Source organism: Nonomuraea marmarensis (assembly GCF_043197025.1).
Taxonomy (GTDB): Bacteria; Actinomycetota; Actinomycetes; order Streptosporangiales; family Streptosporangiaceae; genus Nonomuraea; species Nonomuraea marmarensis.
This window is the reverse complement of the sequence record NZ_JBICRM010000009.1, coordinates 82732-108505: the sequence shown is the minus strand read 5'-3', so window position 1 is coordinate 108505 and position 25774 is coordinate 82732. Positions and strand designations below refer to the sequence as shown.

31 protein-coding genes are annotated in these 25774 nt (G+C 69.2%); 13 read left to right on the top strand and 18 right to left on the bottom strand.

The window, feature by feature from the left end:
* Positions 1-17 precede the first annotated feature (17 nt).
* Positions 18-665, top strand: coding sequence for a C40 family peptidase (locus tag ACFLIM_RS17165; protein ID WP_393166419.1), 648 nt, complete (start codon positions 18-20; stop codon positions 663-665).
* Positions 666-906: 241 nt separating this feature from the next.
* Here the strand turns inward: ACFLIM_RS17165 and ACFLIM_RS17160 are convergent, their stop codons facing one another.
* Complete coding sequence (locus ACFLIM_RS17160; protein ID WP_393166417.1) at positions 907-1173, bottom strand: hypothetical protein; 267 nt, start codon at positions 1171-1173, stop codon at positions 907-909.
* Positions 1174-1583: 410 nt separating this feature from the next.
* On the opposite strand from ACFLIM_RS17160, the gene ACFLIM_RS17155 reads away from it, so the two are divergent.
* Entirely contained in the window at positions 1584-2048 is a 465-nt protein-coding gene (locus ACFLIM_RS17155) for a hypothetical protein (protein WP_393166415.1), read from the top strand.
* Positions 2049-2188: 140 nt separating this feature from the next.
* Here ACFLIM_RS17155 and ACFLIM_RS17150 read toward each other — a convergent pair whose 3' ends face one another.
* Positions 2189-2635 (bottom strand): MarR family winged helix-turn-helix transcriptional regulator, encoded by a 447-nt coding sequence (locus ACFLIM_RS17150; RefSeq protein ID WP_393166413.1) that lies wholly within the window; start codon positions 2633-2635, stop codon positions 2189-2191.
* Positions 2632-3249, bottom strand: a complete 618-nt coding sequence (locus ACFLIM_RS17145) for a DJ-1/PfpI family protein (protein ID WP_393166411.1) — start codon at positions 3247-3249, stop codon at positions 2632-2634. Before ACFLIM_RS17145 ends, ACFLIM_RS17150 begins: the two co-directional genes overlap by 4 nt.
* 60 nt (positions 3250-3309) lie before the next feature.
* On the opposite strand from ACFLIM_RS17145, the gene mads6 reads away from it, so the two are divergent.
* Both mads6 and ACFLIM_RS17135 read left to right on the top strand, forming a co-directional pair.
* Positions 3310-4656 carry a methylation-associated defense system protein kinase MAD6 gene (gene mads6, locus ACFLIM_RS17140; RefSeq protein WP_393166409.1) on the top strand — a complete coding sequence of 449 codons (1347 nt, stop codon included), beginning with the start codon at positions 3310-3312 and terminating at the stop codon, positions 4654-4656.
* The gene (locus ACFLIM_RS17135; RefSeq protein ID WP_393166406.1) at positions 4653-5171 is read left to right on the top strand and encodes a GNAT family N-acetyltransferase; all 519 of its coding nucleotides are present in this window, start codon (positions 4653-4655) and stop codon (positions 5169-5171) included. Before mads6 ends, ACFLIM_RS17135 begins: the two co-directional genes overlap by 4 nt.
* Before the next feature lie 20 nt (positions 5172-5191).
* On the opposite strand, the gene ACFLIM_RS17130 is transcribed toward ACFLIM_RS17135, so the two are convergent.
* Positions 5192-5353, bottom strand: coding sequence for a tetratricopeptide repeat protein (locus tag ACFLIM_RS17130; RefSeq protein WP_393166403.1), 162 nt, complete (start codon positions 5351-5353; stop codon positions 5192-5194).
* Between the two features lies 1 nt (position 5354).
* Between ACFLIM_RS17130 and ACFLIM_RS17125 the strand changes: the two genes are divergently transcribed.
* A complete protein-coding gene (locus ACFLIM_RS17125; RefSeq protein WP_393166401.1) occupies positions 5355-5555 on the top strand; it encodes a hypothetical protein in 201 nt (66 codons plus the stop codon).
* A 39-nt stretch (positions 5556-5594) separates the two neighbouring features.
* Here the strand turns inward: ACFLIM_RS17125 and ACFLIM_RS17120 are convergent, their stop codons facing one another.
* Positions 5595-6389, bottom strand: a complete 795-nt coding sequence (locus tag ACFLIM_RS17120; RefSeq protein ID WP_393166399.1) for an FKBP-type peptidyl-prolyl cis-trans isomerase — start codon at positions 6387-6389, stop codon at positions 5595-5597.
* Between the two features lie 104 nt (positions 6390-6493).
* Between ACFLIM_RS17120 and ACFLIM_RS17115 the strand changes: the two genes are divergently transcribed.
* Both ACFLIM_RS17115 and ACFLIM_RS17110 read left to right on the top strand, forming a co-directional pair.
* The gene (locus ACFLIM_RS17115; protein ID WP_393166397.1) at positions 6494-7528 is read left to right on the top strand and encodes a DUF2293 domain-containing protein; all 1035 of its coding nucleotides are present in this window, start codon (positions 6494-6496) and stop codon (positions 7526-7528) included.
* On the top strand, positions 7525-7896 hold the full coding sequence (locus ACFLIM_RS17110; protein ID WP_393166395.1) for an MmcQ/YjbR family DNA-binding protein: 372 nt from the start codon (positions 7525-7527) through the stop codon (positions 7894-7896). The genes ACFLIM_RS17115 and ACFLIM_RS17110 overlap by 4 nt, the downstream gene beginning before the upstream one ends.
* Here the strand turns inward: ACFLIM_RS17110 and kynU are convergent.
* From kynU to ACFLIM_RS17090, 4 genes are all read right to left on the bottom strand, one after another.
* Positions 7889-9082, bottom strand: coding sequence for a kynureninase (gene kynU / locus ACFLIM_RS17105; protein ID WP_393166394.1), 1194 nt, complete (start codon positions 9080-9082; stop codon positions 7889-7891). The two genes, ACFLIM_RS17110 and kynU, sit on opposite strands and share 8 nt — an antisense overlap.
* Positions 9083-9178: 96 nt before the next feature.
* Positions 9179-9610 (bottom strand): RidA family protein, encoded by a 432-nt coding sequence (locus ACFLIM_RS17100; RefSeq protein WP_393166393.1) that lies wholly within the window; start codon positions 9608-9610, stop codon positions 9179-9181.
* Positions 9607-10404, bottom strand: a complete 798-nt coding sequence (locus ACFLIM_RS17095) for a 2-keto-4-pentenoate hydratase (protein ID WP_393166391.1) — start codon at positions 10402-10404, stop codon at positions 9607-9609. The genes ACFLIM_RS17100 and ACFLIM_RS17095 overlap by 4 nt, the downstream gene beginning before the upstream one ends.
* A complete protein-coding gene (locus tag ACFLIM_RS17090) occupies positions 10397-11806 on the bottom strand; it encodes an aldehyde dehydrogenase family protein (protein WP_393166389.1) in 1410 nt (469 codons plus the stop codon). Before ACFLIM_RS17090 ends, ACFLIM_RS17095 begins: the two co-directional genes overlap by 8 nt.
* Positions 11807-11938: 132 nt before the next feature.
* Between ACFLIM_RS17090 and ACFLIM_RS17085 the strand changes: the two genes are divergently transcribed.
* The 4 genes from ACFLIM_RS17085 (at position 11939) to ACFLIM_RS17070 (ending at position 14545) form a co-directional block, all read left to right on the top strand.
* Positions 11939-12646 (top strand): dienelactone hydrolase family protein, encoded by a 708-nt coding sequence (locus ACFLIM_RS17085; RefSeq protein ID WP_393166387.1) that lies wholly within the window; start codon positions 11939-11941, stop codon positions 12644-12646.
* Between the two features lie 85 nt (positions 12647-12731).
* A complete protein-coding gene (locus ACFLIM_RS17080) occupies positions 12732-13274 on the top strand; it encodes a VanZ family protein (RefSeq protein ID WP_393166385.1) in 543 nt (180 codons plus the stop codon).
* A gap of 152 nt (positions 13275-13426) precedes the next feature.
* Entirely contained in the window at positions 13427-14179 is a 753-nt protein-coding gene (locus ACFLIM_RS17075) for a GntR family transcriptional regulator (RefSeq protein ID WP_393166383.1), read from the top strand.
* A 123-nt stretch (positions 14180-14302) separates the two neighbouring features.
* Positions 14303-14545, top strand: a complete 243-nt coding sequence (locus tag ACFLIM_RS17070) for a hypothetical protein (RefSeq protein ID WP_393166381.1) — start codon at positions 14303-14305, stop codon at positions 14543-14545.
* A 156-nt stretch (positions 14546-14701) separates the two neighbouring features.
* On the opposite strand, the gene ACFLIM_RS17065 is transcribed toward ACFLIM_RS17070, so the two are convergent.
* The gene (locus ACFLIM_RS17065) at positions 14702-15679 is read right to left on the bottom strand and encodes a hypothetical protein (RefSeq protein WP_393166380.1); all 978 of its coding nucleotides are present in this window, start codon (positions 15677-15679) and stop codon (positions 14702-14704) included.
* A 150-nt stretch (positions 15680-15829) separates the two neighbouring features.
* Here ACFLIM_RS17065 and ACFLIM_RS17060 point away from each other — a divergent pair, with 150 nt between their 5' ends.
* Positions 15830-16351, top strand: coding sequence for a gamma carbonic anhydrase family protein (locus ACFLIM_RS17060; protein WP_393166378.1), 522 nt, complete (start codon positions 15830-15832; stop codon positions 16349-16351).
* Here ACFLIM_RS17060 and ACFLIM_RS17055 read toward each other — a convergent pair.
* Complete coding sequence (locus ACFLIM_RS17055) at positions 16323-17204, bottom strand: hypothetical protein (protein WP_393166376.1); 882 nt, start codon at positions 17202-17204, stop codon at positions 16323-16325. The two genes, ACFLIM_RS17060 and ACFLIM_RS17055, sit on opposite strands and share 29 nt — an antisense overlap.
* A 74-nt stretch (positions 17205-17278) precedes the next feature.
* Between ACFLIM_RS17055 and ACFLIM_RS17050 the strand changes: the two genes are divergently transcribed.
* The gene (locus tag ACFLIM_RS17050) at positions 17279-18589 is read left to right on the top strand and encodes a hypothetical protein (protein ID WP_393166374.1); all 1311 of its coding nucleotides are present in this window, start codon (positions 17279-17281) and stop codon (positions 18587-18589) included.
* Between the two features lie 454 nt (positions 18590-19043).
* On the opposite strand, the gene ACFLIM_RS17045 is transcribed toward ACFLIM_RS17050, so the two are convergent.
* The 7 genes from ACFLIM_RS17045 to ACFLIM_RS17015 all read right to left on the bottom strand — a co-directional run bounded on the left by ACFLIM_RS17045 (position 19044) and on the right by ACFLIM_RS17015 (position 25756).
* A complete protein-coding gene (locus ACFLIM_RS17045; protein WP_393166373.1) occupies positions 19044-19325 on the bottom strand; it encodes a metal-sensitive transcriptional regulator in 282 nt (93 codons plus the stop codon).
* 29 nt (positions 19326-19354) lie between these two features.
* Positions 19355-20422 carry a glycosyltransferase gene (locus ACFLIM_RS17040; protein WP_393166371.1) on the bottom strand — a complete coding sequence of 356 codons (1068 nt, stop codon included), beginning with the start codon at positions 20420-20422 and terminating at the stop codon, positions 19355-19357.
* Positions 20419-21222, bottom strand: a complete 804-nt coding sequence (locus tag ACFLIM_RS17035) for a hypothetical protein (protein ID WP_393166805.1) — start codon at positions 21220-21222, stop codon at positions 20419-20421. The genes ACFLIM_RS17040 and ACFLIM_RS17035 overlap by 4 nt, the downstream gene beginning before the upstream one ends.
* A 148-nt stretch (positions 21223-21370) precedes the next feature.
* On the bottom strand, positions 21371-23470 hold the full coding sequence (locus ACFLIM_RS17030; RefSeq protein ID WP_393166368.1) for a (Fe-S)-binding protein: 2100 nt from the start codon (positions 23468-23470) through the stop codon (positions 21371-21373).
* A gap of 126 nt (positions 23471-23596) precedes the next feature.
* Positions 23597-24175, bottom strand: coding sequence for a TetR/AcrR family transcriptional regulator (locus tag ACFLIM_RS17025; RefSeq protein ID WP_393166365.1), 579 nt, complete (start codon positions 24173-24175; stop codon positions 23597-23599).
* Between the two features lie 4 nt (positions 24176-24179).
* Positions 24180-24950, bottom strand: a complete 771-nt coding sequence (locus tag ACFLIM_RS17020) for a class I SAM-dependent methyltransferase (protein WP_393166362.1) — start codon at positions 24948-24950, stop codon at positions 24180-24182.
* The gene (locus ACFLIM_RS17015) at positions 24947-25756 is read right to left on the bottom strand and encodes a sugar phosphate isomerase/epimerase family protein (protein WP_393166360.1); all 810 of its coding nucleotides are present in this window, start codon (positions 25754-25756) and stop codon (positions 24947-24949) included. The genes ACFLIM_RS17020 and ACFLIM_RS17015 overlap by 4 nt, the downstream gene beginning before the upstream one ends.
* Between the last annotated feature and the right edge of the window lie 18 nt (positions 25757-25774).

The following is a 25774-nucleotide window of genomic DNA, read 5'->3' as shown; positions in this document are numbered from 1 at the left end:
GAGCGCTGAAATATGCCATGAATGGACCACGGCCGCTGCTGCTAATAGCTCTGACTAATGCGATTCTGCACGCCCCGCATTCCACTCCGGCGGCGGCCGCCAATGGTTGTGCTGCGGGAGGCATTTGTGCGCAGGCCGTCTCGCCCGCCGCCCACCCGGCCTGGGCCACGTCGGCCGGCGGGGCCATCGCGGTCCGGGCGGCCATCGAGATGATCGGCGTCCCGTACTCGTGGGGCGGCGGCGGGATACGCGGGCCCGGATTCGGCACCGGGAAAGGGGCCAGGACCAGGGGTTTCGACTGCTCGGGGCTGACGGAATACGCGTGGGCGCGGGCCGGGGTGCTGATCGGCACGACGACGTCCGAGCAGTGGCGGTCGGGGATCCGAGTGCCCAAGGAGCAGGTGGAGTCGGGGGATCTGGTCTTCTACGACAACGATCCACACCGTGCGGGGCCTGAGCACGTCGGCCTGGCGGTGGACTCGACGCGGATGGTGCACGCGCCGTACACCGGACAGTTCGTACGGGTGGATCCGCTGGAGAGGCGGACGTTCATGGGGGTGGTACGGCCGAGCGCGAGTGAGGCCAACGTCGATTCTTCGGGCGTCACGGACGCCGATCCACCGGACGAGGCCGATCCTTCCGAGGCCGCCGACGTCGACCTGTAGCCGCGCGTCACATGCGCGGCCGCGCGGCCCGGGTCGTCCTGCAGTGATCGACCTGAGCCGCGCGGCGCTGGAAGCTCGGTGCGCACCAAGCTCGTGCCGTGGCTTCGCGAATTTCCACGGCCCGTCTTCCTTCGGCTCACCTCAAGGCTCCAGGAAGGAGACCTTGGCCGGGCGGGCTCCCTTTTCTCCAAGGGACGGGGAGCCGCCGATCACCTTCCTGCCTACGCCACGCGAGGAGCCGTCAGTTGTTGGCGCCCGTGGCTTCCTCGTTGTTCAGGACGTGGGCGTCGATGTCGTTCAGGTGCAGCAGCGTGAGGATGTCGACGTACTTGACCGAGTCGTTCAGGACGTCGTTGAGTGCGGTCAGGTCGTCGAGGATGCTGAACTGGCTCAGGATGCTCTGCCCGCTGTTGTGCGGGTTGGGGCCGACGTCGGCGGAGGCTCCGGTGGCGGAGAAGCCGAGTGCGGCGGCCGCGATTGCTGCACCTGCCAGAATGCGACGGATCATGTGTGGTTTCCTCCATGGATCGGCGCGGAATTACCGGCGCCATAGTCGTTTTTGCAGGGCTGTGAGGTGCCGGAAATAACAATCGCGGCAGGGAGCGGAGTCCGCAACTCAGAAAGCCCACATCGAGGTCAAGGAGGCGCCTCGTTTTCTTGGCAGTGGGTTTTCCCACTCGTCGCCGACGCACGGCATATACACTGCGCCGGAAGGTCGGCAAACGAGCTTTATTTTGGCTGGCCGCGCGGGCGTTGGGACTATCGTTCACCGCCGTTTAGGCAACGATCACCCGAAACTTGAGAATCGCCCGTACGCCGATCGGCGTACCCGGAGCGCCGCCCGCGGGCTGACGTCCGGCCCGAACAAAGCGGCGAGGATGGCCGCGAGTTCCCGAATCCGGAGGTCTGGAGAGAGCGATGCGACCGCGTATCCGCAAGTCAGTCATGGTTATCCACGTCGTCGTCTCGGTCGCGCTGCTCGGTGAGGTGTGGGGGCTGGTCGTGCTGAATACGGCCGCCGCGCTGACAAAGGACCTAGAGCTGGCCCACGCCGCCTATCGGTTGATGCCGGCGCTGGTGTTCGCGGGCGGGATACCGCTCAGCCTGACCGCATTGATCACCGGCATCCTGCTGGCCCTGACCAGCCATTGGGGGCTGTTTCGCTATTACTGGACAGCCGCCAAGCTGGTGCTGCTGGTGGCCGTGATCTGCGTGGGCATGTTCCTGTTCGATCCCGAGGGAATGGCGGCCGCGACCGAAGGCGGCAGAGCGGCCGTGGCCACTCGCCAGTGGGGTCAGGTGGCCGCGCTGGGCACGCAGATCGTCATGCTGATGATCGCGACGGCCCTGTCGGTGTTCAAGCCGCGCGGCAAACTCCGGTGACGTCGGCGGGGGCGGGCGGATAGAAATCGACCATGAATTCAGAAACGCCGGAGCTCGTCGCCGCGGCCGGGGAACGGGCGCGGGCGGCAGGCTCCGGCGTCATCCTGGCCACGGCCCGCTGAAGGCCCGGCAGGCGCGTCTCAGGGTTGCTCGGTGAGGTGGTCGAGGGCGGTCGACAGTCGTTGCAGGGCCTGCAGGCACTCCTCCGCCCCCTCTGTGCCCAGCTCGGCCACCAGACGATCGGCGAACGCATGGTGGCCGGGGGTGATCTTGGCGACCGACTCGCGACCGGCCGCCGTCGGCTGCAGGAGCTTGGCCCGGCGGTGCGCGGGATTGGGCCGGTATTCGGCCAGGCCCCGCTCCACCAGCAGGTCGGCGATGCGCTGCACGCCCTGCCTGGTCATCCCCATGGCCCTGGCGATCCCGGCGACGGGCAGCGGCTCGTACAGGACCGCGCCGAGCACCTGCCACCACGCGGCGGTCAGCCCCGCGGGCCTGGCCAGCCCGTCCGCCACCTGGAGGAACTGCCCGTTGAGCCGGAAGGCCCCGAGCGCCAGGCCGGAGAGCAGGTCCGCCGGCTCCCTCATGCCACCGCCAGCACCTCGAAGGCCGACGCGTCGCTCCTGGCGAACAGCCGGAACCAGGCGTCCAGCACCTCAGGCCGGTAGATGTCGAGCCGCCGGAAGATCTCCCTCGCGAACGCCACCGGCTCCGTCGGACCCGCCGTGATCAGGTCGCCCCCGAGCACCGCGTCCTGGTCGAGGTAGCGCTTGGCGCCCGCGTAGCCCTCCTGCGCGGCCAGATAGTGCACCACGGCGCTCGTGTGGTCACGGTCGTCCAGCAGCCCTTCGCGGGCCAGCCCGGCCGTGGCGCCGCAGATGGCCGCGACCGGCACGCCCGCGTCGAGGAACTCGCGGGCCTTGCGCGCGAACGGCGCCAGCTCCTGGCCCGCATCCCACAGGTCCGCCCCCGGCAGGATGAGCAGCGCGCTGTCGGAAGGAGAGAGCTGGTCGAGCGCGAGGTCGGGGGTGAGGTGGAGGCCGCCCATGGTGACGACGGGATCCGTCGTCGGGCCCACCGTGACGATCTCGTAGCCGGCGGGCTCGCGCTGGTAGCGCCCGTTGCGCAGGTGCGCGGTCGCGTGACCGGTCTCCCAGTCGGCGAGCGTGTTGTAGATGGCGTGGTGAACGATTCCCTTCATGACAGCATGTTGTCATTTCGACAGCATGTTGTCAATCGTTTCCCGTGCGAGGATAGATCCATGGCAGAGATCGTCGGCGGAGGACGTCCAGTCAACGACGCCGAGCGGCGGGTGATCGCATATTTGCGCGACCACGCGCCCGCCGACTGGCTGCTGCTGCACAACGTGGAGGTTCCGCGCGGCGACGACATCTTCGAGGTGGACCTGCTCGTGCTGACCGGCCACTCGCTCGTGGTGGTCGACGTCAAGGGCACCAGGGGCCGCATCGAGGTGTCGGGCACGCGGTGGTTCCCGCCGCGCCGGGAGGCGTTCGGCTCTCCGGTGGCCAAGCTGCGCGGCACCGCGAAGGCGCTGAAGGGCCTGCTGGTGTCCAGGGCCACCCAGCTCGAACGCGTCTACGTCGACTGCCTGGTCGTGCTCACCTCGCCCGACGCCGAGCTGGTCGATCCCGCCGGGCGCGACGCGGTCAACGTCACCGACCTGCCGCGGCTGATCGCCACGCTGAGCGACGTCTCGCGGGTCCGGCGGGGGTGCAGCCCGGACGCGAAGCCGTACCTGACCGCGATTCTGGACGCGCTCAACCAGACCGTACGCCGCAGCACCGCACCCCCGAGGTTCGGCAACTGGGAGGTCGAGGAGCAGCTCGGCGGCGACGCCAGGATCACCGAATACCGGGCGTTCAACGTGACGCTGCCGGGCAGCGAGACCGTGCTGCTGCGGGTCTACCAGGCCGATCCGCTGGCCGACCACGAGGCGCGGGCGGCCGAGCGGCAGCGCATCGCCAACGCCTACCAGACGCTGGCCAGGATCCCCCCGCATCCGTGCGTGGTGCGCTCGCGCGACTTCTTCGCCATCGACGATGAGAGCCGGTTCGTGCTGGTGCTCGACGACGTGCACGGCGAGGCGCTGCACCTGTCGCTCGGCAAGGGCGCGCGGCTGGGCGTGATCCAGGACCTGCTGCGCGGGCTGGCGCACGCGCACGCCAACGGCGTCGTACACCGGGCGCTCACCCCCGCCTCCGTGCTGGTGACCGACGACGGGCACGCGGTGCTGACGGGGTTCGACTACGCCAAGCCGGGGCCGCGCAACTACACCGTCGCCCACGAGCTGGGCAACGTGCTCGATGCCCACTACGTGGCGCCCGAGTGTCAGGAGCAGCCCGACCGGATGACCACGGCCTCCGACGTCTACGCGGCCGGGGCCATCGCCTACCACCTCCTCACCGGCCAGCACCCGACCAGCGCCGACGCCCAGGGGCCCGACGTGCCCGAGGTGGTGCGCAGGATGCTCGACCACTCCCCCGCCAAGCGGCCGACCGCCGCGGAGGCGCTCGACGCGCTGGAGAGCGCGCCGCTCCAGGAATCGCGGCTCAGGCGGCTGGTACGTCGCATAGTGTCCCGTCCATGACCATCCACCTGCGTCCCGTCAAAGAGCGTGACCTGCCCTTCCTGTACCGGCTCACGAGCGAACCGGACAGCACCGGCGAGTTCCAGTGGTACGGCTTCCTGAACCCCCACCGCATGAGCAAGCGCTGGGAGGATAACGGGATGCTGGGCGAGGACGGCGGCATATTGATCATCGCGCACGCCGAGGACCGGGTCGGCTTCGTCTCGTGGAGCAAGCAGATCGCCAACACGGCCAGCTACTACTGGTCGATGGGGCTGATCGTGGCGCCGGAGCACCGCGGCCAGGGGTACGGCACGCAGGCGCAGCAGCTGCTCGTGCGTTACCTGTTCGATCACTCGACGGTCAACAGGATCGAGGCGGCCACCGAGATCACCAATGTGGCCGAGCAGCGGGCGCTGGAGAAGGCCGGGTTCACCCGTGAAGGCGTTCTGCGTGGCATCGGCTTCCGCGCCGGTGAGTGGCGCGACGGCGTGCTCTACAGCATGATCCGCTCCGACCTGGACGAAAAGCCGTAACGCGTCCTGGGTGGTGCGCTTCAGACGGGCAGGCTGCGCCGGATCGCGCTCGCGTGCCTGAGGTAGTCGAGGGCCAGCCCGGTGCGCCCGGCCGAGCGGTGCACCTCGCCCAGGAGCTGGGTGGTCGACGCCTCGCCGCTGCGGTCGCCGAACGGCGCCAACGGCAACAACTGCGTCGTCACGATGAAGGCGAAGTCGCTCGGCACGGCCACGGCCACCAGCGCGTACCTGGAGGTGCAAGGCAGCGCCAGGAAGACGGACTCGGGCAACTACGGCTACTACGCCGGACCGGTGGTCGCGGCCGCGGCCGGCAAGTGCGTCAAGTGGGGCGGCAAGGCGGGTGCCTCGACGTACGACAGCCCGTTCGAGCACTGCGGCAGCTAGCGCGAGGTGCGGCCGGGCGGTGTGAGAGCGCCGCCCGGCCTACACGTGTGTGATGGTGTCCAGCACGTCTATGACGTAGATCTTCCCTGGCGACGGCACGGCTATGCGGCTGCCGACCCGCCGGCCCACGAGCGCGCCCAGCCAGGCGTCGGGCACCGACCCCTGCTTGAGCGTGAACGCGCTGGGCCCGCCCCGCCGGTACGACGAGTCCACGACCTTCCTGGAGGGCCAGGCCGCGGCCACGTACTGGACCACCACCTTCGCCCCGGCCACGATCTCCCGCCCCGAGCCGTCGATGAGGACACGGGGCGGCGCGGCGGGCGTGAGGTCGGCGGGCACCACCGGCAGGGTACGGCCGACGAGCCGCGCGTCGGGCGGGTAGCCGCCCAGGATGTCGAACACCAGCACCAGCGTGTCCGCAGGTGAGACGCCCGTCAGCGGCACGTTCGGCCCCAAGGCCTCGGCGGCCGGGCTGACCAGCATGACCCTGCTGCCCGCAGGGCGGCCGATCAGCGACTGCCGCCAGGTCTCCGACACCTGCCGGCCGTCGAAGACGACCGTGGTGGGCTGGTTGGCGTCGTAGGTGTTCATGTACGGCTGGTTACCCGACCACCGCCGGATGTCGACGTCGGCGAGCACCACGTCACCCGGCACCGTACGCCGCCCGCTGCCCATGGACAACACCGTGATCCGCGGCGTGCGACCCGGCTTGCCCTTGGGTATGGCGACCACCGGCTTGCTGCCGAACTCGCCCGTGACGACGGGCTGCGTGCCGTCCTCGGCCAGGCCACACGCGGTGGCGAGTACGAGCACAGCAGGCCAGAACAGACGCACGATAATCCTCCAGGGCAGATCCGAAGGAGTACTTGCCGCATTGGGCAAAAGGAATGCTTCGGGTCTCGCCATCTCACGACAAAAGGCGCGGGAGACTTGTCCCTGTGAGTAAGCAGAACTTGGCGCGGCGGGTCGCCGAGGCGGCCGAGATCGCGCTGACCACCAGGAAGTACGTGACGTTCATCGACGTGGTGACCGGTCTGCGCTGGCTGCACTCCAGGCACGTGGACACCTGGCGGCAGGGCCGGGTCGCCACGCTGGCCGAGCTGGCGGCCGTGGATGAGGACCGCCTGCTCACCACGGCCGCCCTGCTGCGGGACTGGGCACTGGCCAAGGGCCTGAAACCGGTCGAGACTCCGTACGTGGCCGGCACCCGCGACCGCCGCGAGCTGCGTTTCACCTCCGGCCCCGGGCAGGAGGCGTTCCGCGTGCACTGGCTCTCGCCCGACCTCAGCGAGACCAGGGTCCGCAAACTCACGGAGCCCAAGGTGCCCGACCTGGTGGCGGTGGCCCCGCTCAACGACTGGACATGCGCGACCTGCGGCGACACCGGACCGTACCTGATCATGGAGGACGATCAGCCGCACTGCCTGACCTGCGCCGACATGGACCACCTGGTGTTCCTGCCCGCGGGCAACGCGGCGCTCAGCCGCCGGGCCAAGCAGGAGAGCGGCCTGTCGGCGGTGGTGGTCCAGTTCAACCGGCGGCGCAAGGTCTACCAGCGCCTGGGCCTGCTGGTGGAGGACGCCGCGCTGGCCGCGGCCGAGGAGCGGTGCCTGGCCGACGAGGAGGTACGCCTGCGCCGCCGCGACCGCGACCGGGTGCGCAGAGCGGAGCAGGACGTGGAGTTCCAGGCCAGGATGGCGGCCGAGATCGCCAGGCTGTTCCCGAGTTGCCCGGACAAGCGGGCGCAGGAGATCGCCGAGCACGCGGGCCAGCGCGGCAGCGGCCGGGTGGGCCGGTCCGCGGCGGCCAGGGCGCTCGACGAGAACGCCATCACGCTGGCCGTGATCGCCTCGATCAGGCACCTCGACACCGAGTACGACAGCCTGCTGATGTCCGGTGTGCCCAGAATGGCGGCCAGGGACATGATCAGGGACCGCATCGAAGGCAAGCTGGAGGAGTTCAGACGGCCATGAGCGACTGGCATGACACACGGGAAGAACTGCGCGCGTTCGCCCTGCGGCTGCCGGAGACCCACGAGGACCACCCGTGGGGCGAGACGGTGATCAAGGTGAACAAGAAGGTGTTCCTCTTCCTCGGCATCGACGAGCAGACCGAGAAGTGGGACCCGGCGTTCGGCGTGAAGCTGCTGTCGGAGGCGCACGGCCACGCGCTGACCGTCGAGGGGGCGGCGCCCAGCAGCCACGGGCTCGGCAAGGCGGGATGGGTGACCGTGCCGTTCCTGGCCGAGCTCCCGGAGACCGAGGTGCTGCTCGACTGGGTGGAGGAGAGCTATCGGGCGATCGCCCCGAAGCGGGCGGTCAAGGAGCTGGACCTCAGGTGACGGCGAGGCGCTGGGCGTACTTCTTGTCCCGCCAGAGCTCCTTGTCCAGCACCTCCAGCAACGTGGCCGCCGCGTCGTGGACGTCGGCGTACCCGATGTAGAGCGGCGCGAAGCCGAACCTGAGCAGGTCCGGCGCGCGGAAGTCCCCGTGCACGCCGCGGTCGATCAGCGCCCGCATCACCGGGTAGCCGTCGGGGTGGCGATAGCTCACCTGGCTGCCGCGCGCGGCGGCGTCCCGGGGCGAGGCCAGCTCCAGCGCGTCCCCGACCAGGTCGATGAAGAGCGAGGTCAACGCCATGCTCTTGGCCCGCACCAGGTCCATCGGCACCCGTTCCCACACGTCCAGCGCCGCCTCCAGTCCCGCCAGCGACAACACGTGCGGGGTGCTCACCACGAACCGCCTGATGCCCTCGGCCGGCCGGTAGCCGGCCTCGAACGCGAACGGCTCGGCGTGGCCGTGCCAGCCCGACAGGACGTTCTCGGCGGTGGCGTGGTGGCGCGGGTTGACGTAGAGGAACGCGGGCGCGCCAGGCCCGCCGCAGAGATACTTGTACGTGCACCCGACCGCGAAGTCGGCCCCCGAGACGTCCACCTCCATGGCGCCCACGCTGTGGCACACGTCCCACACCATGAGCGCCCCGGCCGCCTGGACCGCGGCGGTGACCGACGGCACGTCGTGACGCGCGGCGGTGCGGTAGTCCACCTCCGACAGCAGCACCACGGCCGCGTCGTCGAAGCGCCCCTCGGCGAAGTCGCGCACTTCGTAACCGCCGAGCAGCCGGGCCAGCCCCTGCACCATGTAGTGGTCGGTGGGGAAGTTCCGCAGGTCGGAGACGATCACCCGGCGCTCGGGACGCAGCCGCAGGGCCGCCGCCACCGCCTGGTAGACCGCGATCGAGGTGGTGTTGCCCACCACGACCTGCCCCGGGCCGGCGCCGATCAGCGGCGCCAGCCGGTCGCCCGCGGTCAGCGGCTGCTCGTACCATCCGGCGTGGTTCCAGCCACCGACGAGTTGCTCGCCCCATTCGTCCTCGACCGTCCGCCGGACCCGTTCCGCGGTATGGCGGGGCAACGCGCCCAGCGAGTTGCCGACGAGGTAGACGACCCCTTCCGGGAGCACGAACTCGGCTCTGAACTCCCGCAGCGGATCGTCGGCGTCAAGGGCGAGGCAGCGATCGCGATCCAAGGTTCACTCCTGTTTCGGCGGGATGGTGGCGATTACCTGGTTCACGCCATTGTCGGTCACGACGTCGACGTGCATGTTTCCGCGCGCCGAGTGCCATCATGATCGCTCCTGTGGATGGTAGGCGACGACTTGCATCTCGATGAGGAGATGCGGGTGCGGGAGCTGGTGCACCGCGACCGTGGCCCTGGTGGGTCCCTCCTCGTCGAAGAACTCGGCGTAGACCTCGTTGTAGCCCTTGAAGTCGTTCATGTTCACCAGGTAAGCCGTGATCTGCACGAGATCGGCGAGAGACCCGCCGGCGGCCTTGAGGATGTCGCCGATGTTCTCGATGACCGCCCTGGTCTGCGCGCGGATGTCCAGGTTCGTCACCCCGCGCTTGTCCACCTCCACGCCCACGAACGTGTCGTCAGGGCGCCGGCAGCTCGTACCCGAGACGTACAGGAAGTCGCCTGCCCGCTTGACGTGCGGGAACCTGCCTCGGGGAGTGGCCTTGCCCGGCACGCGGAGGGCCTTGCCCCTTTCGATCACGTCGTGAACACCGCCCGTACGGAGCCGAGTCCCTCGATCCGCGCCTCGAACACGTCCTCGGGACCGACCGGCACCACCGGCCCGAGCGCGCCGGTCAGCACCACGTCCCCGGCCCGCAGCGGGTAGTCCGTACGGCCGAGCCGGGTGGCCAGCCAGACGGCGGCGTTGAGCGGGTTGCCCAGGCACGCCTCGCCGGAGCCGGTCGAGACCTCCTGCCCGCCCCGCGTCATCGTCATCCCGGCCGCGCGCAGGTCCAGCCCCATCAGGGAGGTGGGCGTGTTGCCGAGCACGAACGCGCCGCCCGAGGCGTTGTCCGCGATCGTGTCGGCCAGCGTGATGTCCCAGTCGGCGATCCGTGAGTCGGCGATCTCGATGGCGGGCAGCGCGAACTCCACCGCCCTGATCACGTCGGCCACCGTGAAAGGCCCGCCGACCAGTTCCCCGCCGAACACCAGAGCGACCTCGGCCTCGGCCCGTGGCTGCAGGAACTTCTCCAGGGGCACAGGAAGCCCATCGGAGTAGGACATGTCCGCGAAAAGCATGCCGTAGTCCGGTTGATCGATCCCGAAGTGCTTCTGCAGCAGCGCGTTCGTCACGCCGATCTTCCTGCCGACCAGCCGCCGCCCCGCGCCGAGCGCCCGCCGCGTGTTGATCTCCTGTACGGCGTACCCCTCGGCCGCCGTGCTGACCAGGTCCCTGATCGGCGCGCACGGCTTGCCGGAACGCGCGGCTTCGACCAGCCGGTCGGCCGCATGGGACCGCGCGTCCACGGCCTGGGACCATTCGTCATACATCGGGTTGCTCCAGTTTGATGGTGATCGTGGTGGGTTCAGAGTAGAAGTCGAGTGACTGGGTGCCGCCCTCCCTGCCGATGCCCGACAACTTCACGCCGCCGAACGGGGTCCGCAGGTCGCGCAGATACCAGGTGTTGACCCAGACGAGCCCCGCCTCCAGCCGCTGCGCCACCCGGTGCGCGCGGTCGAGGTTCGTCGTCCAGAGCGTGCCGGCCAGGCCGTAGTCGCTGCCGTTGGCCAGGTCGATCGCCTCGGCCTCGCTGTCGAAGGGCGCGACGTGGCACACGGGACCGAAGATCTCCTCCCTGTTGAACCTGGACCATTCTGACAAGCCTGTCACCACCGTCGGTTCCACGAAATAGCCGGAATCGCGGTGATCGCCGAACGCGGGGACGCTGCCTCCTGTGAGTACCTTGGCTCCCTCCGAGCGGGCCAGGGCGTAGTAGGAGAGCACTTTCTCGCGGTGTTCGGAGGAGATCATCGGCTGCGGCTCGACCTCCTGGGCGCGGATCGCGAGCCGCGCCCAGAACTCCTCGAAGATCGACCGCTGGACGTAGAGCCGCTCGGTGCACAGGCAGACCTGGCCGCCGTTGGTGAAGACCGACTTCACGCTGCCCTCGATCGCGCGGTCGAGATCGCAGTCCTCGAAGACCAGCCCGGCGTTCTTCCCGCCCAGCTCGAACGAGATCGGCTTGACCCGGTCGGCCACCGTCTTCATGATCGCCGTGCCCGTACTGGTGGAGCCGGTGAACGTCACGGCGTCCACCCCAGGGTGCTCGACGAGGAGCTGGCCGGCGGAGCCGTACCCGAAGATGATGTTGACGACGCCGGCGGGCAGCCCCACTTCCGCGCAGATCTCCGCGAACACCGCCGCCGAGCCCGGCGTGCTCTCCGACGGCTTGACCACCACCGTGTTGCCCGCGACCAGCGCGGGCGCCAGCTTCCACGTCATGAGCAGGAACGGCAGGTTCCACGGGACGATCACCGCGATCACCCCGTGCGGCCTGCGCACGGTGTAGCTGAGCACGCCCGACAGGTGGAAGGCGTCGTCGGGGCGCTGGGCGGCGATCTCGGCGAAGGCGCGGAAGTTCGCGATGCCGCGCGGGATGTCGAGCGTGCGGGTCTGGTCGAGCGGCTTGCCGGTGTCGGCGATCTCGGCGTCCACCAGGTCGTCGAAGCGGGCCTCGATGCCCTCGGCCAGGCGGCGCATCCACCCGGCCCGCTCGCCGACGGGCATCGCCGCCCAGTCGCGGGCCGCCTCCCTGGCCGCGCGCACCGCCCGGTCGACGACCTCGGGGTCGGCCTGGTGGACCTGCCTGATCACCGTGCCCGTCACCGGGTCGTGGACGGGAAACGCCATTCCCGCGGCCACCGGCTGGCCACCGATGTAATGGGTCAGCACAACACTCTCCTTATCTCCCTTGTAGCCGGTCCTTATAGTCGGTCGGCGGACACGGGGGCTTCCCGGGACACGGAACCCTCGATCGCATCGTCTCCCTCGATCGCGACCAGCGCTATGCACGATGCTGTTGGGATGCACACTCGCACCGATCAAGTCACCGCTCACGACGGCTCCTTCGACGTGCACCTGTGGCTGCCCGACAGCGGAACCGGCCCGGGGATCCTGCTCGTCCAGGAGATCTACGGAGTAGGGCCCTACATCGAGAAGGTCGCGACGGAGCTGGCCTCCCGCGGCTACGTGGTGGCCGCGCCCGACCTGTTCTGGCGCCTGCACCCCCACTGGCAGGCCGAACACACCCCCGAGGGCACGAAGGCCGCGATCGAGCTGGTCGGCGGCTTCGACTTCGCGCAGGGCGTGGCCGACTGCGCGCTCACCGTCGCCCACCTGCGATCGCTGCCCGAGGTGAGCGGCGGGATCGGCGCGCTCGGCTTCTGCCTGGGCGGCTCCATCGACTACCTGCTGGCCACGCAGGTCGAGCTGGACGCGGTCCTGTCCTTCTACGGCTCCGCCGTGCCCGACGCGACCGGCCTCATGGACCGCGTCGCCGCGCCGCTCCTGCTGGTCTTCGGCGGCAGCGACCCCTACATCGCGCGTGAGCGGGTGGCCGTGGTCGAGCAGGCCGCGGAAGGCCGGCCGAACGTGGTCATGCACGTCGAGGAGGAGGCCGGGCACGCCTTCCACAACAGCGAGGCGCCGATGTTCCACCATCCCGAGGCGGCGGAGCGTACGTGGGAGCTGGCGCTGGCGTTCCTGGGCGAGCACCTGCCCGCGCGCCCGTGACTGTGCGCCAGCGCACCCGCTTGCCCCTGAGACCTGTCCAGATGGACATCTTCCGGTATCCCTAGATCATCGCCATCATGGTCGGATGGCGCGGACGTGGGAATTGTGGGGAAACGTCATTATTGCTGGTACTTTTGCACTCCCCCTGGCCTTGCTAGCAATCTTGCTTCTCTCCCGCCACCGCGTTCGCGCCAGCCATCCGGCGCCCCTGCGCACCTCGATCGCCGACGTGGGCATCGTCGTCGGCACCGCTCCCTGGATCTGGATGATCCTCACCCCGTCGAGCGGTCAGACAGGAGTCAGTCTCGTCCCGTTCAAAGACCTCACAGAGCTCGCGAGCGCACCGTGGGAGGCGGTGTTGGTGCAGGTCGGCGGCAACCTGCTGGTGTTCGCGGCGCTCGGCGCGCTGCTGCCGGTGCGCAGCGGCGGCATGTCCTCGACGGCTCGCGTTGCGGCCGTCGCGGCCGCCTTTTCGGTCCTGGTAGAACTCCTCCAGTACGCCCTGCGCCTCGGCCGTTTCTCCTCCATCGACGACGTCATCCTCAATACGGCGGGGGCCGTGATCGCCTCGTTGGTTACTCGCCGCTGGTGGGCCGGTCGAATACCGGCTAGGACCGTTCCACGGTAACGGCCCGCGAAAACACCCCGGAATTCCTCACACAGGCACGATCCGCTCAAAAGAAGCTCGCGACCAAGCTTTTTATCTGTGCGATCGTGGACAAGACGGGGCAAGTTCTCTGGAGACGCCACAACCTGGTTGGTGACAGAGGGTGATCGAACGTGTCTGAATCCCCGGTATCCCACGAGCCCCCTATTTATCGACGCATCGCCGACGGCCTCCGCGCCCGGATTCTGTCCGGCGAACTGCGCGACGGGGACCGACTACCGGGCGAGAACGCGCTGATGGCCGAACACGCAATCGCACGAGCCACCGCCAGGCAGGCGCTTGCCGTACTGATCAATGAAGGGCTGGCGGTGCCCAAACGAGGCTCGGGGGTTTACGTGCGGCTGTTCAAACCGATTCGCAGGCACGGCTCACGCCGCCTGTCACGAGAGCAGTGGGGTCAGGGGCGGGCCATCTGGGACGCCGACACCCGCGGCCGCCCTTTCACCGTGGACCGGGTGGAGGTGGTGTTGGAGCGAGCCACGGAGGAGGTGGCCGACGTTCTCGAGAGCGGCGAGGTATGGGTACGTCGGCGCCGCTACTCGGTCGACTCCAGACCCGTGCAGCTGGCCACCTCCTACTTCCCCGCCCACCTGGTGCAGGGCAGCGCGATCACCCTCGCGGACACCGGCCCCGGTGGCGTCTACGCCAGGCTGGGCGACCTGGGCCTGCCCCCGGCCCACTTCACCGAGGAGGTACGCGCCCGCATGCCGGGACCGCGCGAGAGCGGGCTGCTCGACCTGCCGGGCGGCACCCCGGTGATCGTCATCGCCCGCACCGCGTACACGTCGGGTGGGCTGCCAGTAGAGCTCAACGAGATGGTGCTCGACTCCGCCGCGTACGTACTCCAGTACGATTTCGACGCCTAGTTCAACCCCATCTGTCAAGCGATAGGTTGACCTGTCCATCACGATCATTGCGTTCTCTAGAGATGTGCAGCACCTTCTAAGGAGATGGAACCTCGCCTGGGGGCCCGGGAAAGGCGGACAGCGATGTCCTTTGATCGGCATCTTGCCGAGATCGCCCGGGAGTACCCCCAGTGGACCATCTGGCGGAGCGACGCGGGCCGCTGGTGGGCCACGAGACACCATCCGCTGAGCGCGGCGCAGCGCGATGCCGGATGCGCGATGACCATCGACGCGGACGACCCGGACGGCCTGCGCGACCAGCTCCGGGACCAGGAGAGACGGGCCGGTGAGCAGCACCACTGGCGGGCCGGCCCGGCGCCTCCTTGACGCGAGGTCGTGGAGCGTTCCGCGGCCCGCGCACACGAGCAGCCCGGTGCCGGGTCCAGCGTCTCGGCGGCCCCGGTACCGGGCCCCCAATCAGGAGGGGCCACGAACGCGGAAGCCTCCGACCCTATCGGGGGCGGGGGCTTCCGCTCCGTGGGGTTACTTGTGCACCTCGGACAGCCGGACGATCTGCACGTCGGTGTCGTCGGAGACGGCCTCCTGCGGCTGCTGCTCCTCGTCCTCCTGAACGATCACCCGCACGTCGTCCTGCGGCGACGGCGGCGTTGCGGGCGCCGGGGACGCCGGGGGCATGGCGGACTCGGAGATCAGCGGCCCGGCCGCCGACTCGCTGCGCATGAGGTCGCCCAGCACCGAGCTGACCTCGGTCAGCCGCCGCACGACCTCCGTGTGCGTGTTGGTCAGGTATTCGACCCGGCGGCCCGCCTGCTCGTCCAGCGACGCCGTGCGCTGCCGGGCGTCCGTCAGCATCGACTCGGCCTCGTCCCTGGCTCCCCTGAGCAGCTGGTCGGCCTGCGTGTTGGCGGACTGCAGCAGCTGCTCGGACTCCGCCTGGGCCGCCGCGACCACCCGCTCGGCCTCGGTCCGCGACTCGCGCAGGCCATCCTCCGCCTCCGTGCGGGCGGCGTTGAGCTGCTCCTCCGCGTCCGCGCCGGCCTGGGCCAGCATGCGCTCCGCCGCCTGCGTCGCCTCGCTCACCCGCCGCTCCGCCTCCGCCTGCGCGGAGGTGAGGATCTTGTCGGACGTCTCGCGGGAGGTCGTCACGAGCCGGTCGGCCTCCGACTTGGCCGCGTCGCGCACGCTGGAGGCCTCGGCCTCGGCATCCTCTCGCTTCGAGGCGGCCTCCTCCTCGCCGAGGCGGAGGATCTGCGCGAGCCTGGGGCTGAGGTCGTCGTAGCTCTGCGGCGCCTCGACCATGCGCCGCCTGGCCTCCGCCAGCTCGATGCGGCCCTGTTCGGCCTGGTCGATCGCCCGCGCCAGCCGCTCTTCCAGATCTCTGACTTGGTTACGGGTACGGATCATGTAGTCGTGGACCTGGCGGCGGTTGTAGCCGCGCATCACGACCTCGAAGGTGTCCTCTTGCATCAGATCGGGAATGCTCTCGTGCTGGTTTGTCATGGGGGTTACCTAAGGGTGGTTTGCGTGAGGCGGGGGAAAGCTGCGGGTTGTGAGGGTCTGACGACGAGACGTCAGGAAACGACTTTCCTGCCATCTGCCCACGTCCGCAACCGGAACGCCAGACCTGGAGCGGGAATTACGATGTGACGAATGTACATAGCAGCGTTGGACAACGGGGCAGTCCCGGACATACACCCCGAGGCGTACATCGCGCCCGGCGCCGTCGTGGTCGGCAGCGTGCGCGTGGGCCGGGGGTCGAGCATCTGGTACGGCTCCGTTCTCCGGGGGGACGACGAGCGGATCGAGATCGGCGAGGAGTGCAACGTACAGGATCTGTGCTGCCTCCACTCCGACCCGGGCGAGCCGGCGATCCTGGAGGACCGGGTCAGTCTGGGCCACAAGGCCATGGTGCACGGCGCCCATGTGGAGTCGGGCACCCTGATCGGCATCGGCGCGATCGTGCTGGGCGGCGCCCGCGTGGGAGCGGGCACACTGGTGGCGGCCGGAGCGCTGGTCGGCCCGGGCAAGAAGATCCCGTCCGGCGTGCTGGTGGCCGGGGTGCCCGGGAAGATCGTGCGCGAGCTCACCGACGACGACCGGGCGTCCTTCGCCCGTACGCCGGACAACTACGTGGCCAAGGCGCTCAGGCACCGGCAGGCGTCATCGCTTTGATCAGGACCTCGTCCGACACCGAGGCGGTGTTGAGGGGGTCGGCGTATTCGGGCAGTTCGGGCCGCAGGAACCGGACGAAGTCGACGGTCAGCTTCAGGTCGGGCACGCCCTTGACCTGCTTGGCGTTGCCCTTGGTCGCGTCCTTCTTGAGCAGGCTGTAGCTGTCCCAGTCGGTGTAGGCGGTGACGCCCCACTGCAGCACGTCGGGGAGGTTGGACGGCCAGCGCCGGCCGACCTTCCACTTGCCCTTGTCCTCCCTGTACAGCGCGACGAAGACCCGGCCCACCCTGGCCAGCGCCAGGTCCACCCAGCCGCTCTTGACGGTCAGCTCCTGCGGTTTGGAGCTGCCGTCCTGGGTGTACTTCACCTCGACCTGGCCGCTTTTGTCGGCTGTTCCGGCGGTGATGGAGACCCAGTTGGGCTTGGCGTACGAGTCGGGCTGGCGGGCCATCAGGCCGCCGAGGGAGAACTTCCGCTTGGGCTGGCCGCCGGTCTTGCCCTCGACCTTGACCCGCGCGTGCATGACGATGTCCCCCGCCAGATCCTGGTACACGAAGGGCCCGCGGAAGCCGTCGAACCAGGCCGAGGTCTTGGGCTCCAGGTACATCGAGCCCTTCACGGTCTTGTTCACGTCGAACTTGGCGAGCCGGTCGACGTCCTTCTCCGTCTCGCTCAGCTTGGTCCACATCGACAGGTCCTTGGCGTCGGCGAACTCCGTCGAGGCCCCGCCCACCTCCCCGCCGGGCGCCGGCGGGGTGGCGTTGGCCAGCGTGAGCACGCCGGGTCCTGAGGGCGTGGGTTGCGCTGACGTAGCCGTACCGCAACCCGCGAGCACGCTTACGACCGCCGACATCGCTGCCACCTTCGCCCTCATAGCGGACATTCTGCCGTGAAATGCCGGTGGATGATCCGAGCACTCCCAGTACGATGACGGCCGTGCGACCCTGGGATGCGTTCACCTCCGCCGAGGCGGAGGTCCGCGCGATGGTCGCGGACCCGCGTTGGCAGGGTCTTTCCGTGCCCGATCGCGCCCACGTCCTGGCGGCCAGAATTCTTGTGACCCCAGATGGCGACCGGTGGCTCTTCGGCGCGCACGCGCGCTGGCATCTGCTCGACCCCGCCGACGGCCGCTGGCACCTCGCGCCGCCGCCGCGGGGCACGCGGGCGCGCCAGGTGGGGCATGCCGCGGCGACGCTGCCGGACGGCGTGGTCCCGCCCGGCCCCGACTTCCACGCCGAGCCCGGCTCCACCCAGGCGTTCATCGGCCCCGACGTGTCGGCGAGCCTGACTGAGCAGCTCAGGGTGCTGCTGCGGGCCAGCGGCCGCAAGTCGGAGCTGGACTTCCCGCTGACGGCCTTCGACGAGATCTTCGCCTCCGACGTGCCGAGCACGGTGGCGGCCATCTGGGGCACGATCATGTGGTGCGCGTACGCGCCGGCCTTCGACGGCAACGAGCGGCTGATCACCGTGTTCGGCGAATACCTGCGCCGCTCGCTGCCCGGGGACGAGTGGGTGCGCTGGTTGCCCGCGCCGCCGCTGCTCGACCTCGTCACACTGGTGGCCGAGCGGGCGCGGGCCGGCCATTCCCGGGCCGCGCTCAGGCTCGCCGCCGTCATCGCGGACACGGCCCAGATCCTGCTCTCCGACACCCGCTTCAGGCCGCGGGCGCTCGCGCTGCTCACGATGGTCGAGCCCGTGCTGCGCGAGCCCGGCCTCGACGACGCCCTGCCCGACGACGAGGCGGTACGCCGGGCGTGGCTGGAACGTTGCCCGGCGCGGCTGGGCAGGGCGCTGCTCGGGGAGACCGACCAGGAGGCGCACTTCTCCCACGCCGTCTACGACCTGGTCGAGGCGCTGCAGTTCAGGCCGGATCCGCGCATGGCCGCGGCCATGTTCCTCGCCGATCTGTCCGATTCCAAGGGGATGCTGCCCGGCCGGCTGGACCACCGGCTCAGGCTGGCGTACGAGGAGCTGGATCGCGCCGGGCTCACCAGCACGTCGGCCGGCGAGGCGACCGAGCCCGAGGGTTTCCCCGTGCGGGTCCTGACCATGCCGGCGCCGGTGCTGGAGGTGGCGCCGCCGGACCGGGCGAGCGCGGCGTCGGTGCTCGGGGCCGCGTACGCGACCGGGCTCGCGTGGGGCGGGCTGACGGGGGCCAGGGTGCCGGAGCGGGGGTTGGCCGGACAAACGGCACTCGTACGCAGACTCATCCACGAACGCGACGACCACCACAGTTAACCCGTGAATACCGTTATTTCACCCTAACTCCGCCTATATCGTTCTAACACTTCTATCACAGGAAATTCGCCGAATTGTGATCTCCGATTCGGGAAATGATCCCTGTGGGGTCCCGGTGGCGCGGAAAGGAATGACTCCGATGGGCCATGTCGCCGGAAGGGCCTTCGCCGTAACCTCGTAGAGGGTGTGGGCTGCGGAAGGAAGGACGACGCGGTGGGGCACGATGACCTGGACTCTCGGGTCCACGACCGTGTCGCGTTGGACGAGATTGCGCTCTACGCCGAGGTGCTCACCGCCGTGGCAGTCAGCGAACGGCGGCTGACCTTGGACGAACTCGACGACGCGCTCGGATTGCGGACTTCGGCGAGCCGCTGAAGGACCATCACAATGACCTAGTCCCGGACTCCTAATGAGTCCGGGACAGTCGTTTCCGGGCTTTCGACATAACTAGTCACTAAGAACGGACTAGACGCGCGATCGCCGCCGAAGCCTCCTTCACCTTCGCCTCGGCCTCCGGCCCGCCGGTGTTGATCGCGTCGGCCACGCAGTGCGAGATGTGCTCCTCCAGCAGCCCGAGTGCCACCGCCTGCAGCGCCCGCGTGGCCGCGGAGACCTGGGTCAGCACATCGATGCAGTAGGAGTCGTCATCGACCATGCGCTGCAGGCCCCTGATCTGACCCTCGATGCGCCTGAGGCGCGTCAGATATGCCTGCTTGTCTCCGCTGTACCCATGCATGCTTCTACGGTACCCGTAAGCGGTATTACTCAGCGGAGGTCGGTGATGAGCTTCTCCCACTGCTCGGCCACCTCGTCCGCCGAATGCCGCACCGCGGTGTCCAGCGCCCCCGCCGCGAGAGAGCGCCGCCTGCGCTCGTCGTCGATCAGCGCCAGCAGCGCCGCCGCGAACAGCTGCAGGTCGCCCTCCACCTCCGGCACCAGCACCCCGTTGTAGCCCGTGGCCACGAACTCCGTCGGCCCCCTGGCCCCCTCGAAGGCCACCACGGGCACCCCGCACCCCATGGCCTCCAGCACCGTCATGCCCACGTCCTCGCTGCGCGAGGTGCTGGCCACGATCGACGCCTTGGCGAACTCGCCCGCCAGGTCCGGCGTCGTGCCCATGAAGTAGACGTGGTTGTGCAGGTTGAGGTCCCGCACCAGCGAGCGCAGCCGCCGCTCCTCCGGGCCGCCGCCGTACAGGCGCAGCCGCCAGTCGGGCCGCTTGTCCGCCACGATCGCGAACGCCCTGATCAACCGGTCGTACGCCTTGGCGGGCACCCACCGCCCCCCGGCGGCCACGATCCTGTTGTCCATCCGCGAGCGCGGCCAGGGGCCGCCCGGCAGCGCGTCCAGCAGGGAGTGCACAGGAGGCCCGTCGGCCAGGAGCTTGGTCCAGTCCTCCTGGGCCGAGTCCGTGGCCGTCACGACGGCGCTCAGGCGCGGGTAGAAGCGTTTGACCGGGCCCGGTACGGCCGGCCGCCCCCACTCCCTGGCGATCCTCAGGGTTTCACGTGGAGCGTGCCTGGCGGCCTGGACGCCGAGCCCAGGCCTGGTCGTGATCAGGACGTCGGACTTGAGGTTGCGCAGCAGCCGCCAGAACGCCACCTCCGCGCGCACCTGCCCGCGCGGGAACAGGTGCCTGACCCCCGGCCTGGCGTCGATCACGCTGCGCATCGCCACGTTGGGGCCGACGGGGAAGAACGGCTTCTCCTTCTGCCGCCTGATGCTGATCACCTCGACGTCGTGCCGCTCGGCCAGGGCGGTGGCCAGGTTCAGCGTGGCGCGCACGTCGCCCCGCATGCCGTACGCGGAGGCGAGGACCAGGCTGACCTTCATCCGCCGACCTCGATCCGCAGCTCGTCGTCGGCGGTGTAGCAGGGCCTGATGGGCACGCCGTCCACCTTGGCCGAGGGATAGTGCAGCCTGCGTCTCTTGCCGTCCACGTCGTCGAGCCGCGCGCCCATCCTGAGCGGTGTGGGCACGCCCTCGACCTCCAGCGCGGGCTCCCACGTGCCGGAGCTCGCCACGGACTCGGGATCGGCGGCCAGCACGTCCACGAGCGACACGGCAGCGTGGAAGCGCACGCCCTGCACGGTGGCCGTGGCCGACACCCGCGCGTTCGTCTGCCTGCGGTCCAGGGTCAGCACGGCCTCGTGGCGGGAGTCGTCGTCCTCCAGCCCCGTGTACGCCAGCAGCCCCGTCACCTCGAACCGGCCCTCCCTGAACCAGATCGCCCGCACCTCGGCCACCGGCTCCGCGTCGGAGACCTTCAGCGCCAGGAAGCCGTTGCGGGTGCGATAGGAGCGGTAGGCGAGGGTTCGCTTGCACAGGGCGTACGCGTCGAGGTGGTCGAGCGAGAAGCCGGGATCCACGCTGCGCAGCCTGTTGCGCTTGCCGTCGTGGCGCAGGTAGGCGTCCCAGCGCCCGGCGCTGAGCTCCAGCGGCGCCAGCGAGACCGCCAGCGTGGCCTCGCGCGCCCGCTTGCCCGGCCTGCCGAGCCGCACGTCGCGTTCCACCCCCGTGGTGCGATGCCTGAGCACGAGCTCGGTGCCGGCTTGTAGTGGTTCGTCGATGGCGAGTCGCAGGGAGAGCACGTCGGCCAGGGTGACCTCGGCGTCGGTGACGACGACGCGCATCACGAGCCCCCTCCCCGTCGAATAGAGCCATGCGACGTTGAGGTTACCGTGATTTTCCCGTTATGTGGATGGCAGATTTCTCGTAACCAACCCCGTTGACGTGCGGAACTCCTCCACAAGGGCTGTGAAGGAGTCCGACTTTCAGCGGTCAGGAAGCGCCCTTGACCGATTTGATCAAGAGCTGGGCCACGTCCACGACTTCGAGCGACTCCTTGGCCTCGCCGTTGTTCTTCTTCTCGTTGATGGCGTCCCCGAGCATCACCATGCAGAACGGGCAGGCCGTCGACACGGTGTCAGGATTGGTGGTCAGCGCCTCGTCCACGCGCTCGGTGTTGATGCGCTTGCCGATGCGCTCCTCCATCCACATGCGCGCGCCCCCGGCGCCGCAGCAGAAGCCGCGGTCCTTGTGCCGGTGCATCTCCTGGGTCTGTACGCCCGGGACCTTCGCCATGATGTCGCGCGGCTGGGAGTAGACCTTGTTGTGGCGGCCGAGGAAGCACGGGTCGTGGTAGGTGATCTTCTCCTCGATCGGCGTGATCGGGGTGAGCAGGCCCTCGTCGACCAGCTTGGCCAGCAGCTGCGTGTGGTGCACGACCTCGTACGTGCCGCCGAGCTGCGGATATTCGTTCGCCAGGGTGTTGAAGCAGTGCGGGCAGGTGGCGACGATCTTCTTGACGCCGGCCTCGTCAAGGGTCTCGATGTTCTGCTGGGCCAGCATGTTGAACAGGTATTCCATGCCCAGCCGCCGGGCCGGGTCGCCGGTGCACGCCTCCATCGGGCCGAGCACCGCGAACTTCACGCCCGCGATGTGCAGCAGCTCCGCGACGGCCTTGGTGGTCTTCTTGGCCCGGTCTTCGAGCGCGCCCGCGCACCCAACCCAGAACAGATACTCGGCGTCCTCCGGCATCTTCTCGTCGACCAGCTCGACCTCGAAGTCCAGCTCCTCGATCCAGTCGGCCCGCTTCATCTCGGACACGCCCCACGGGTTGCCCTTGTTCTCCAGGTTCTTCACCATCACTCCCGCCTCGGACGGGAACGACGACTCCACCATCACCTGGTAGCGGCGCATGTCGAGGATGTGGTCGATGTGCTCGATGTCCACCGGGCACTGCTCGACGCAGGCGCCGCAGTTGGTGCACGACCAGAGCACGTCGGGGTGGATCACACCCTCCTCGCCGACCAGCGGCTTCTCCAGCAGCGCCAGCACGTCGGCGTCGGCGTGCTCCGAGGAGGCCGCCATCAGGTACGGGGCCACCTTGAAGGCGTGGTCGCGCTGGTCGAGGATGAGCATCTTCGGCGAGAGCGGCTTGTCGGTGTTCCACGCCGGGCACTGGGACTGGCAGCGGCCGCACTCCGTACAGGAGTAGAAGTCGAGGAAGCCCTTCCACGTGGTGTCGGCGATCTTGCCGCGCCCGAGCCGTTCCGGATCGAGGTCCTCGTCCTCGAAGTCGACGACCTTGCCGTCCACCCGCATCTCCGGCGCGGCCCCCATGCCGTCGGGGCGGCGGGAGAAGAGCACGTTGAGCGGGGCGGTGAAGATGTGCAGGTGCTTGGAGTTCACCACGATGACCAGGAACACCAGCATGAAGCCGATGTGCAGCAGCAGCGCGATCTCCTCCAGCACCGGGCCCTGCGGCAGCACGTTCCCGAGCGCGAGCGAGACGAACGCGCCGGAGGAGTAGGGGAAGTTGCCGTTGGCGGCGGCCGCGCCCCGGGCCAGGAAGAGCGTCCAGATGATGTTGAAGATCATGAACAGCACGAGCCACGCGCCGCCCAGGTGCGAGCCGGAGAAGCGGGATTCCCGGCCGAGCGTCTTGGGCGAGTTCCTGATCCGGATGACCGCGAAGGCGACCAGGCCGAGCAGGCAGGCGACCGCGATGAAGTCCTGCAGGAAGCCGAGCACACCCCAGGTCCCGATGAGCGGGATGTGGAAGTCGGGCGTGCCGGTGATCGCGCCCTGGATGATCGCGCCGTACGCCTCGACGTAGACGGTCAGCAGGATGAAGAACGCCCACATGACGAAGAAGTGCGCGGTGCCCGACGGCGTCCACTTGAGCAGCTTCTTCTGCCCGAACACCTCGACGAGCTGCGCCTTGACCTCGTCGGCCGCATGTGTCCTGGCATATTCGAGCCGCTCGGGGGCGGGCGGGCCCACGGTCGCCAGCCGGTACAGGAACAGCGCCCTGCGGCCGGCCACGGCCACCGCCAGGACGGTCATGACGAGCCCGACGATCGCTACCCAGAGCACGGTGTCCTCCCACAGACCATGTTGGCTCACCCGCTTCGCATGCTTCTCCCCGCAACCCTACCCGTAGGTAACATTTCCGGGGTACGCGACATACCCTAAGGTCATCGCCACGTGCAGAACAATGCTCTAGCCCGTGAAGTACCTCTGGATGGTCGGCCCGAGCAGCTCCACCAGCTCTTCCGGATCGGCGCTCGCCAGCGGCTCCAGCTTGATCACATATCGTCCCATGATCATGCCGAACATCTGCGCGAACGCCGCCTCGACCCGCAGATGCGGCACCCCGAGCCGATCGGCCACCTGGTAGAGCAGCGCGTTCGTGATGAACTCCCGGAACATCACGAGGGCCTGGTCGTTCGTCATGGCCGAGCGGAGCAGGGCCAGCATCGGCTCGCGGGTCTCCGGCGCCGCGGTGACCCGCAGGATCGTGCGTACGAGCCGCTCCCCGATCTCCTCGCGCGGGCCCTCCATCAGCATGGGGATGATCTCGTGAGGCGTGATCGGCAACTTCATGGCCGCCGCGAACATGCCCTCCTTGGTGTCGAAATAGTGGTGTACGAGGGCCGGATCGACCTTGGCCTCCCTGGCGATGCCGCGCACGGTGGCCTTGTCGAACCCCTTCTCCGCGAACACCCTCCTGGCCGCCGTGAGGATCTCCCCGCGCGTGTCGGCCGACCCCGGCCGGCGCCCGGGCCGCCGCGTGGTCATGGCGTCACCTGCCCACCGCCAGGTAGACCCGCATCGGCACGGACAACACGCCCTCGGGGAACGCCTCGCGCAGCTCCGCCCGCTGCCGCTCGACCAGCTCGTGGGCGGAGCGCGGCGACATGGCCGCCATGTAGGAGTGGGAGCGCAGGTCGAGCAGGAAGTCATCGATGCCGACCAGCCTGGTCCAGGGGATCCAGCGCTCCTCGATCACCTCGAAGGCCGCGGCGATCGGCGGCACCGACCACTGCTCGACCGCCGGACCCCAGTAGGTGGGCACCGCCTCCGCCAGCCGGGCCTCGTAAGCGGCCAGCCAGTCGGCCTGCCCGGCGTGGTGGAGGTTCCAGCAGCCCACGATCGCACCCTCGGGCCGCAACACCCGCCTGGCCTCGGCGATCGACACCACCGGGTCCAGCCAGTGCCACGACTGCGCGTACGTCACCAGGTCGGCCACGCCGTCGGCCAGCGGCAGCGCGTTGCCGTCCGCCAGCACGGCCGCCACGCCGGGGGTGTCGCCCTCGGACCGGGAGATCAGCCGGGCCAGCATCTCCACGCCCGGGTCGACCGCGATGACGTGCGAGCCGCGCGCCCTGAGCGCCCGGGTCATGATGCCGGTGCCCGCGCCGACGTCCACCGTCGTGGCGCCGTCGAGATCGACGCCGGTGAGCTCGTTCAGCGCGCGGAAGATCTCGTCGGGATAGCCGGGCCGGCCCGCGTCGTAGGCGTCGGCCACCCGGTCGAACACCCTGCCCAGATCCTTGATCGGCCCCACGTTCATGAGGACGCCGCCAGGTGCAGCCGGGCGAACGCGAGCGCCTCCGCCAGATCGTCGATCCGCTCGGTGCGGCTGGCCGCCTTCCGGGTGTTGATCTCCAGGACGACGAGCCCCGAGTAGCCGGTGTTGGCCAGCCGCTCCAGCATCTGGGCGCACGGCTGGTTGCCCCGGCCGGGCACCAGGTGCTCGTCCTTGTTCGTCACGCCGATGCCGTCGGCCAGGTGCAGGTGGGCGAGCCGGTCGCCGAGCTTGACGGCCATCTCCATGGCGTCGGAGCCCGACACGGCCGTGTGCGACAGGTCGAGCGTGACCTGCGGGAAGTCGTAGTCGATCGGGTTCCAGTCGGGCGAGTAGGGCACCACGTCGTTGCCCCTGGCACGCAGCGGGAACATGTTCTCGACGGCGAACGCCACGCCCGTCTCGTCACGCATCCTGGCCAGCCCGTGCTCGAAGTCGCGGGCGTAGTCGCGCTGCCAGCGGAACGGCGGGTGGATCACGACCGTCGAAGCGCCGAGCCGCTCAGCCGCCTTCTGCGCCTTGACCAGCTTGGCCCACGGGTCGCGGCCCCAGACCCGCTGCGTGACGAGCAGGCAGGGCGCGTGGATGGCCAGGACCGGCATCTCGTAGTGCTCGGAGAGCCGCTCGATCACGTCGATGTCCTGGCTCACCGGGTCGGCGCCCACCATGATCTCAACGCCGTCGTAACCCAGGCGGGCGGCCAGCTCGAACGCGTCTGGGGTGCGTTCGGGATATACCGAAGCGGTGGACAATGCGATCTTCGCATTGGGCACGCGGATGACATCAGCCACGTAGCCAGCCTAAGCCGG